Source organism: Rhodomicrobium udaipurense JA643 (assembly GCF_000636015.1).
Lineage (GTDB): Bacteria > Pseudomonadota > Alphaproteobacteria > Rhizobiales > Rhodomicrobiaceae > Rhodomicrobium > Rhodomicrobium udaipurense.
On record NZ_JFZJ01000010.1, the window covers coordinates 43,064 to 51,694 of the forward strand.

An 8,631-nucleotide genomic window follows, 5' to 3' on the forward strand; every position below is an offset into this window, starting at 1 on the left:
CCTCAACATTCATCGCCCGGCGACGGTCCTTTCGCCAGCGCCGCACCTATCCCTTGTTCCAGGGCGAATCCGTGCGCTTCGCGCTCGACCCGCCCTTGCCTTCGCCGCGCGGCACCTCGGTAAACTCGACGTCGATCACCGTTTCGCTGCGCACCGGGCCTTGCGCGTCCCCTTGGGGCTCGGGCCGCGCACCCTGCTGAGTCCGCGCCTGCCACTTCCCGCCGCGCGCTCGCATGCCGTAAGATGCGCCGCGCCACAGAAAGCCGCGCACCACCGGGAGCAGCAGCAGGATCGCCACCGCGTCAGACACGAAGCCGGGGATCATGAACAGGATGCCCGCGAGCGATGTCGTCCCGCTGTCGAGAAGGGTCTTTTCGGGCGACCCGCCGGACCGCATCGCTTCCATGACGCGAACGCCGACCAAGCGGCTTTGCGACTTCACGAGGAACGCGCCGACCGCCACACCCGCCGCCAACAGCAGGAACGTGGGGATGCCGCCAATCCAGCGGCTTACCTGGATGATGGAGGCCACCTCCAGCACCGGCCACGAAATCATGAGAAAGAGAATGACGAAGGGCATCGAGACGCTCGGTCCTAGGGGTTGGATTGAAAATTCGCACTCCCTAATATGGGAGCGAAGATCGATTTGCGGAGAAGGATGCAAAGAATTCGGCAACGCTTGCGTCAAAGGGCGCGCGGCTATAGCCAGCGGGCCTCGAAGCTCTTATATCACGCGCAGGAAGTCACACAACATCGGGCCCGACGGGGGTCAGGAGCGGCGGTTTGACGAGCGACATTTTCGACCTCACCAATATTTTGCTTTTAGCGGTTGCGGTGGCCATCTTTCTGCGGTTGCGGAGCGTACTCGGCCGCAGAACCGGCGATGAAGAAACACGGCTTGGTAATTATGCGCGCGATGCGGCGTCCACACGGGACAACGTCGTTCCGCTTCCGAGGGCGGAGCCGAGACCGGGCGGCGCTCCGTCGGCAGGCCCCAGCGTTGACGAGCGGCTCGCCAATGTTCCCGAGGATAGTGCGGTGCGTGCGCCCCTGCGCCAGATAGCCACGGCCGATCCATCTTTCGACACGGCATCGTTCGTCAATGGAGCGAAGATCGCCTATGAATCCATCATCACGGCCTATGCGAAGGGGGACCGCGAAACGCTGCGCCACCTCCTCGCGCCGGAGGTGTTCGATAGTTTCAACGTGGTGATCAACGACCGCGAGGCGAGCGGCGAGACGGTGGAGTTTCACTTCGTCGGCATATCGTCGAGCGAAATCGTCGAGGCCCAGCTTTTGGGTCGCGTCGCGCAGGTTAAGGTGCGGTTTGTGAGCGATCTCGTGACCGCCACGCGCGACAAGCACGGCGAAGTGGTTGACGGCGACGACAAGGCCGTGCGCCAGGTCACCGATATCTGGACCTTCTCACGCGACGTGTCTTCGCCGAACCCGAACTGGCAGCTCGTCGCAACCGACGCGGCGTGACCGCCGAAGCTCGGGACGCCGCGCTCTGGCGCTGGCAGCATGGCGGCGCTTCGCCCGCCGTGCTCTCGCTGGAGCCGATGGACTTCGACGCAATCCCCGGCTGGCGCGACGATAATCATGCGGACGCGCTGGCCTGCTATCTCCGTTCCGCCGCGCTCGCGCCGCATCTTCCGCGACCTGTATGCGATCCGGCGGCGCGCCTCTTCTTCGAGGCGCATTTCAGACCTTGCCGCGTGAACGCCGAACAGGGTCTTCTCACATCCTATTTCGAGCCGGTGCTTGAAGGGTCGCGCATGCGTTCCGCCGCGTTCCCGGTTCCGGTCTACCGGCGGCCGAGCGATCTTTCGCTGCTTCCGACCGAACATCCGCTCGCTGCGCATGGCTTGAGTGCCGCGCGTGCCATGGCCGCAGGTTTCGAGCCGTATTTCACGCGCGGCGAAATCGAGGCGGGTGCGCTCGAAGATCGCGGGCGCGCGCTTCTCTATCTCGCGGATGCGGTGGACGCTTTCATCATGCATGTGCAGGGTTCGGGCGTCGTCAAGCTAGAGGATGGCACGCGTGTGCGTCTGACCTTCGACGGCAAGAACGGCCATCCGTACACATCCATTTCGCAATGGCTGATCGCGCATGGGAAGCTCAGCGTCGGGGATGCCCATCTCGAAGGCATGAAGGCGTGGCTGCGCGCGGAGCCGGGTCGCGAGGCTGTTCTCGCCGAAAATCGCTCCTATATCTTTTTTCGCGAACTCGACGCTTCCGCCGCCGCGCCGCGCGGTTCGTCGGGAGTGGATCTGTACCCCGGAAGGAGCCTTGCGACAGACCCGGCCTTTCATCCGGCGGGTACTCTGCTATGGGTTTCGGCTCCGGACCTCACGTTTCAGAGAAAACGGTTCCAGCGGCTTACCGTCGCTCAGGACACCGGGTCGGCGATCAAAGGGCCACAGCGCGGCGACATCTTCGCGGGAACGGGCGACGCAGCGGGCGAAAGTGCTGGCGCAGTGCGCCATTCATGCGATTTTATCGTTCTTCAACCAAGATGCTAGGTAGCGCGACTGAAGTGGGAAAAGGGATGGAAGGCCGCCGAAAGAAGCGCCTCCTCTCGAAAGAGGAGATCGAGTTGTGGGTCCGCGTGACCCGCAATGACGAGCCTCTTGCGCGCCCGCAACCGGACACGCCTGCGCCGCATGAAGGCGATGGGGCCACCCCCGCGCCACCGCTCACGACCAGGGCCAAGCCCCTCGACGCCGCGCCGACGCGCGCGGAGCCGACTGTTGCGAGCCCCGGCGCCGTGCCCGCTGCGATGCGCCCGACTCCGCCGCCGCACCAGCCTTTCGATCACCGCATCGTCCGGAAGATCGCGCGCGGCCGCCGCGAAATCGACGCCCGGATCGACCTGCACGGCCTGCGCCAGCACGATGCCTACGCGACCCTTCGCGCGTTCCTCGCCCGTTGTCGGGTGGAGGGGCACCGCCACGTGCTGATTATCACGGGCAAAGGTGGCCGCGCCGACTCCGACAGCCGCGACTTCTGGACCACCGAAAATCGCGGCGTTTTGAGACGGCTTGTTCCGCACTGGCTGTCCGAGCCGGAGTTCCGGGTGCATGTGGTGAGCTTCACCGAGTCCGCGCACCATCACGGCGGCAGCGGCGCGCTTTATGTGACGATCCGCAGGCGCGGCAAGCCGGGCTGAGTTTGCATTATTACGCAGCCGAAGCGCCGGGCTCACTCCGCGGCGCGGGCGGCCGGGGCGTCGGGCTGGTCTTCCTTGAAGTCGCCGGCCTTCACGAGCCGCTCGAAGATGCCGCCCGCTTCGGCCAACGCGGCGAACGTGCCCATTTCCACGATCCGCCCCTTTTCGAGCACGAGGATCTTGTCTGCGCTTGCAACTGTCGAGAGCCGGTGCGCGATGAGAAACGTCGTGCGCCCGCGCCGCACGCGGTCGAGCGCGCGCTTGATTTTCAGTTCGGTCTCGTTGTCGAGCGCGCTCGTCGCCTCGTCGAGGATCAGAATCGGCGCGTTCTTCAAGATCGCGCGCGCGATGGCGATGCGTTGACGTTCGCCACCCGACAGAGCCGAGCCGCGTTCGCCTATGACGAAGCCGTAGCCGCCGGGCTTGGCGAGGATGAAGTCGTGCGCTTCCGCGAGCCGCGCCGCTTCTTCCACCTCCTCGTCGGTCGCTCCGGGGCGGCCCACGCGGATGTTTTCTGCGATCGAGCGATTGAACAGCCCCGCATCCTGAAACACCACGGCGATGGACTGGCGCAGCGAGTTCAGCGTCACGTCGCGGATGTCGACGCCGTCGATGAGGATGCGACCTTCCTGCGGGTCGCGCAGCCGCTGGAGCAGCGCGAGCGTGGTCGTCTTGCCAGAGCCGGTCGGGCCTACAAGCGCAAAAGTCTGCCCCGGCGCGGCGTCGAAATCCAGCGCGAATACGCCCTGATCGCTGGCCGGGAAGCGGTAGGTGACATGATCGAAGCTGACGCGGCCCCTCACGTTTTCGAGCGGCACCGCGCCCGTCTTCTCGATGGTCATGCCGCTGGTGTCTAGCAGGTCGAAGAAGTTTTGCAGCGTCGGCGCCTGCATGAAGATGCGCGCCACGAAGCTCGAAAGCTGGTCTAGCTTGGAGATGAGCAAACCCGCGAAGCCGACGAAAGCCACGATCTCGCCCACCGTCACTTCGCCGCGCTGCGCGAGGATAGAGCCGATGGCGAACACAGCGACCATAGTGATCGTCGCCGCGCCACGCGTCAGCACGGTGAGCATCGCCCACCAGGTCAGCACGGGATATTGCGCGCGCAGGAGGTCGGCCATGAGGTTGCGGAGCGCGCTCGTCTCGTCCACGAGGCGTGTATAGCTCTGCACCACGGTCACGTTGCCGATGACGTCGCCGACGCGGCCGAAGACATCCTGATGATAGGCTTCGACGTTCTCCTGTCCGCCCTGCGTCCGCTTGATGATGACGGTGTTGGCGAGGAAATACAGCACCGCGAGCGCGGCAAGCAGCGCCGCAAGCCGCGTGTCGATGGAGATGGCAACGGGGATCAGCAGGATGATGCTGATGATGGCGGTCAGGTGCTCGCGCAGGAACGAAAGCCACAGCGCGAAAAGCTGGTCCGTCCCCGCGAGGATGATGCGGACGAGCCGCCCGGTTCCGTGCTGTGCGTGATAGCTGACCGGCAGGTTGATCGCGCGCTCGAACGCCGCGCCCATTGCCGCGAGCCGTTGCCTGTGTGCGAGGCGGTCCGCCATGATCGATAGTGCGACGCTCGCGATGATGTTGAAAAGCCCGAGCGCGGCCCAGATCGCGATGATCGGGAACGCCTGATCGCCCTTCGACAGGGCATCGACCACGCGGCCGAACAGGATCGGTTCCGCGAGTTGCACGATGGCGATGGCCGCGCCCGCTGCAACCAGCGCCATGGCAAGCCAGCGCTCGGAAGTGAGCATGCCGAGAGCGCGAATGTATATCCTGGCCATCTTCATGATGCGCCGGCCCGATCGGATCTGTGGGTTGAAAAATGAGGCACTTGCGTCGCTGACGAGAAACTATGCGGCCCGCGCTGTCCGCTTCGCATGCGGGGCGGCGATGCCGACGGTCTTTTGCATCCCGTCGGAGAATATGGCCACGACGCGGTCGTCGGCAAGAAGCGACAGGCGGGCCACATCGCGTTTTGCCCAGCCATCCGGCGTGAGCTTGGTCACCTTGACGCGCCCCGCCTCGCAGGCGAAGCAGGTCAGCGCGCCGAAGGGATGCACAAGCCGCAGCCTACGGCCATCCGGCGTCCGCACCGGGAGCGAAATCTCTTCGGGTGCGTTCAGCGCCCCGCCGCCCTTGGCCTCGAAAATGTAGTCGTGATCGACGGCATGCCATGCGTTTTGCGCGCCATGACCGCCGAGGCGGACGAAGCAACGCCACACCGCGCCGATTCCCGAGTCCGCCGAGACGCACACCCACCGCAGGCGCAGGGTGATCCGCTCACCTTTCGCGCCGATGACGGCGGTGTTGCCAGCGGGGAACGAGGCGGCCAGAAACTCGGCTTCGCTGCCGCTGTCGATGCGGTCGGGAAACTGGGCGCTGAGCACGGGCGTCGGCACGGCTCCACGCGTTAGCGGCAGATTGCAGCTGTAGGCGATAGCGCTTGTCGCGAGCGGATCGAGATAATTCGGTGGAAGGACGAGAGGCTGTGGCGCGCCGTCGAGATTTCCGGCCGGCCAGCCGACGATCGGTTCGGCAAGCGTCGTCACAATGCCGCCATCCGCGCCGAGGGCAAGCGTTGCGGTATACGCATGGTGCCTTGCGCTGCGCTCAAACATGTCAACCAGCCGCCGGATTCGGAACGTCTACGCTGTCTTGACTGTCACATGAACCCGTCACCAAAGGGTGAATCGCGTGAACGGCTTGTCCACACTGGTTGTGCGGCCACGAAAAAGCCTGCTATGAGCGGTTAAGGAAATCGAAATGGGCTCCGCGGAAGCGAGCTTGCGAAGGTGGCGGTCATGACTGTTGCGGTGGTGATCCCAGCGCTGAACGAAGAAGGAAATATCGGCCGTCTCGTCGAGGAAACGCTGCGCGCCATCGCGCCTGAGGTTCTCGGCGAGGTGATCGTGATTGACGACGGCAGCACCGATGGGACCGGCGCGGAAATCAAGGCGCTCGCCGCGCGCGATCCGCGCGTGCGCTACATCCGCCACCGCGCGCGGTCCGGCCAAAGCGCCGCGATCCGCACGGGCGTTCTCGCTGCGCAATGCCCCCTGATCGCTACGATGGACGGAGACGGTCAGAACGATCCGGCCGACCTGCCGAACCTCCTGAAGAGCCTCGGCACGCCCGGCAAGGGTGGCCCGGCGCTGGTGGGCGGCGTGCGCGTGAAGCGCAAGGCGGTCGGCTCACGGCGCATCGCGAGCCTCCTCGGCAACCGCGCGCGCGCTGCGATCCTCAAGGATCAATGCCCGGACTCGGGTTGCGGCATCAAGGTTTTCTGGCGCGAGGCGTATTTGCGGCTGCCGTTCTTCACGAGCATGCACCGCTTCATGCCCGCGCTGTTCCAGATGTACAGCCACAAGGTGGAGTACGTCCCGGTGAACGACCGTCCGCGCATCGCGGGGCAATCGAAATACACGAACTTCAACCGCGCGCTGCTCGGCATCTACGACATGATCGGCATTGTGTGGCTGAGGCGACGCACGCGGGTGCCGGAAATCATTGAGGATACGCTCGGCGTGGCGCGGCTGAGGGAAGCCGCTCCGGTTCGTCGTGTGGCTACGGTTGCCTCGCGGCAGACGCATTGAAGCGTTTCGAGCGAAGCGGGCGCAGGTTCGCATGAATAAGACGTGTCCGCTTCTTTGCGGGCGGGATATTGAGGCACGTTTCGGCCGGTCCGGCAAGTCGGGCCAGCAGGCGTAGCCTTAAGCCGAGTACGGGGATCGCATGGACCTTGCAAAGTTCAGCCAGTGGTGGGCGCAGGTTTCGGAAGTGGAGATGGCTTGGGTCATCTTTGGCTTCGCGGCGCAGTCCATGTTTTTCATGCGCTTCGTTTTGCAATGGATCGCGAGCGAGCGCGTGAAGCGCAGCATCGTGCCGGAAACCTTCTGGTATTTCAGCTTTGCGGGCGGCCTGATGCTGTTCGTCTACGCCGTTCACCGCGCCGATCCGGTGATCATGCTCGGGCAGCTTGCGGGCCTTTTCATCTACGCGCGCAACATCTACCTCATCTGGGCGCACAAGCGCTCCGAGCGGGCCGCCGCGAACGCTCCCGCAGGTCTTCGCGCGGCGGAATAGCCTCCGCGACCGCTCCCGACCGACGTCGGTATGCGGCCAGAGCCAAGAATTTTGCGCATAAAGCTTCGGTGCCATGTAACCGCGTCCATGACGGATGCGGGCGGGAGGATTTTTGCGCGCCTCGCCGATTCCGAGGCACGGGCGTCGCTGTGCGGATCAGGAACCGCGCCGCCACTTTTTTCGCCGAAACATGAAGGTATGTGTTGCGGTTTCCGGCCGAACGGCCTATGTCAACTTTGTGACGCGGGGTGGAGCAGCCCGGTAGCTCGTCAGGCTCATAACCTGAAGGCCGCAGGTTCAAATCCTGCCCCCGCAACCACCACCTCTACTACGCTTTCTCCCAACAAATTCGACAGCGTTCCCTCGATCTCGACGCGCATCGGCGTAGCCGCAGCCGGTTCGGTCGGATGGACGATGATGACCGAGATGATCGCGCGAGCCGCATTGCGGAACGCTGTGCTTTCCCTGCGCGTGATGCTCGAAGAAGCACCGCGAGATTGTCCATAGTGCGGTTATAGCCCGCGACCGCCTCGGTATGAAGATCAACAGCCGCTGGCCGCCCGATTGTTGCAAGCCGGGCCTTCGCTTTTTCCCATTCCGCCTTCGGCGCGCGAGTACGCCTTCGCCTCTCCCGAAATATCCTCCCGCCTTTTCTTGATCGCAGTGCCGATCGCTTTCTGCATAACGTCCTTCTGCGACAGGACGGCCACGAACGCTTCGGCGACGACAGCCTCGACCCTATCGAGGTAGTAGGACCGCTTGTGATCGCAGACGCCGGCGTCTCTGGCGCGAACGCAACTTATGCGCACTCTTCCGTCGGTCGATCCGGAGATCGCCATTCCTCCCCCGCACTTCCCGCATTTGGTAAGGCCCGACAAGAGCCTATGCTTTCGGGCGAAGCCCTTCCCGCCGCGAGCGGTTGAACCGAGGCGCGTCTGAACCTTCACCCATAGCTTTTCATAGACGATCCGAAGCTCCGGAACGTCCGTATACTTCCATTCTTCGGTCGGATTGATCCGAGGAGCGCGCCTGCCGGTTTCAGGGGCTTTGAGATAGCGTTGCTTGTTCTAGATAAGCTCGCCGTGGTATTGCGGAATCGCGGCCCAGCCGAAACTGATCTTCGATTGACTGGTCGCGTTGCAGGCGCTCGAATAGCGAGCCCTGCATTCCGTCCTCGCGTTGCCGCAAGCGGCCTCACCTTTACGACAGAGCGCTCTGCCGGAGAGACACAGGATCGAAAGCCTGTTCGCGAAACTGAAAGACTGGCGCCGCGTCGCAACCCGATACGACCGATGCGCCCATACCTTCTTTTCCGCCATACTCATCGCGGCAACCGCCATCTTCCGGTTGAGTCAGATTTCGCTCCCCTA

At 64.1% G+C, this 8,631-nt stretch carries 10 protein-coding genes and 1 tRNA gene; 7 read left to right on the forward strand and 4 right to left on the reverse strand.

Going from position 1 to position 8,631, the window contains the following annotated elements; genetic code table 11:
• Positions 1 to 46: 46 nt before the first annotated feature.
• Positions 47 to 580: an FxsA family protein gene (locus T281_RS17375; RefSeq protein WP_052036964.1), complete on the reverse strand. Its 534-nt coding sequence runs from the start codon at positions 578 to 580 to the stop codon at positions 47 to 49.
• Between the two features lie 203 nt (positions 581 to 783).
• Here T281_RS17375 and T281_RS03130 point away from each other — a divergent pair, with 203 nt between their 5' ends.
• The 3 genes from T281_RS03130 to T281_RS03140 are packed head-to-tail and all read left to right on the forward strand — an operon-like array spanning position 784 to position 3,172.
• Complete coding sequence (locus T281_RS03130; protein WP_052036965.1) at positions 784 to 1,485, forward strand: Tim44/TimA family putative adaptor protein; 702 nt, start codon at positions 784 to 786, stop codon at positions 1,483 to 1,485.
• Positions 1,482 to 2,525, forward strand: coding sequence for a murein transglycosylase A (mltA, locus tag T281_RS03135; RefSeq protein WP_052036966.1), 1,044 nt, complete (start codon positions 1,482 to 1,484; stop codon positions 2,523 to 2,525). The genes T281_RS03130 and mltA overlap by 4 nt, the downstream gene beginning before the upstream one ends.
• 26 nt (positions 2,526 to 2,551) lie before the next feature.
• Positions 2,552 to 3,172, forward strand: coding sequence for a Smr/MutS family protein (locus T281_RS03140; RefSeq protein ID WP_037233996.1), 621 nt, complete (start codon positions 2,552 to 2,554; stop codon positions 3,170 to 3,172).
• A gap of 32 nt (positions 3,173 to 3,204) precedes the next feature.
• Here the strand turns inward: T281_RS03140 and T281_RS03145 are convergent, their stop codons facing one another.
• A complete protein-coding gene (locus tag T281_RS03145; protein WP_245269139.1) occupies positions 3,205 to 4,959 on the reverse strand; it encodes a glucan ABC transporter ATP-binding protein/ permease in 1,755 nt (584 codons plus the stop codon).
• A 69-nt stretch (positions 4,960 to 5,028) separates the two neighbouring features.
• Positions 5,029 to 5,796 carry a flagellar hook protein FlgE gene (locus T281_RS03150; protein WP_037234002.1) on the reverse strand — a complete coding sequence of 256 codons (768 nt, stop codon included), beginning with the start codon at positions 5,794 to 5,796 and terminating at the stop codon, positions 5,029 to 5,031.
• Positions 5,797 to 5,979: 183 nt separating this feature from the next.
• Here T281_RS03150 and T281_RS03155 point away from each other — a divergent pair, with 183 nt between their 5' ends.
• From T281_RS03155 to T281_RS03165, 3 genes are all read left to right on the forward strand, one after another.
• A complete protein-coding gene (locus T281_RS03155; RefSeq protein WP_037234067.1) occupies positions 5,980 to 6,771 on the forward strand; it encodes a glycosyltransferase family 2 protein in 792 nt (263 codons plus the stop codon).
• A gap of 139 nt (positions 6,772 to 6,910) precedes the next feature.
• Positions 6,911 to 7,261: a lipid-A-disaccharide synthase N-terminal domain-containing protein gene (locus tag T281_RS03160; RefSeq protein ID WP_013420224.1), complete on the forward strand. Its 351-nt coding sequence runs from the start codon at positions 6,911 to 6,913 to the stop codon at positions 7,259 to 7,261.
• A gap of 242 nt (positions 7,262 to 7,503) precedes the next feature.
• Positions 7,504 to 7,580: transfer RNA gene (locus T281_RS03165), tRNA-Met, on the forward strand.
• Between the two features lie 223 nt (positions 7,581 to 7,803).
• On the opposite strand, the gene T281_RS03170 is transcribed toward T281_RS03165, so the two are convergent.
• Positions 7,804 to 8,208 (reverse strand): zinc ribbon domain-containing protein, encoded by a 405-nt coding sequence (locus tag T281_RS03170; RefSeq protein WP_276324615.1) that lies wholly within the window; start codon positions 8,206 to 8,208, stop codon positions 7,804 to 7,806.
• A gap of 232 nt (positions 8,209 to 8,440) precedes the next feature.
• Between T281_RS03170 and T281_RS18605 the strand changes: the two genes are divergently transcribed.
• The coding region (locus T281_RS18605) for a transposase (protein ID WP_199502336.1) at positions 8,441 to 8,631 on the forward strand (191 nt) is incomplete at its 3' end.

What these genes read in the sequence shown, in the direction of transcription:
- T281_RS17375 (WP_052036964.1), bottom strand. Translation starts at nt 580, where the DNA reads ATGCCCTTCGTCATTCTCTTTCTCATGATTTCGTGGCCGGTGCTGGAG.
- T281_RS03145 (WP_245269139.1), bottom strand. Translation starts at nt 4,959, where the DNA reads ATGGCCAGGATATACATTCGCGCTCTCGGCATGCTCACTTCCGAGCGC.
- T281_RS03140 (WP_037233996.1), top strand. Translation starts at nt 2,552, where the DNA reads ATGGAAGGCCGCCGAAAGAAGCGCCTCCTCTCGAAAGAGGAGATCGAG.
- T281_RS03155 (WP_037234067.1), top strand. Translation starts at nt 5,980, where the DNA reads ATGACTGTTGCGGTGGTGATCCCAGCGCTGAACGAAGAAGGAAATATC.
- T281_RS03150 (WP_037234002.1), bottom strand. Translation starts at nt 5,796, where the DNA reads ATGTTTGAGCGCAGCGCAAGGCACCATGCGTATACCGCAACGCTTGCC.
- T281_RS03160 (WP_013420224.1), top strand. Translation starts at nt 6,911, where the DNA reads ATGGACCTTGCAAAGTTCAGCCAGTGGTGGGCGCAGGTTTCGGAAGTG.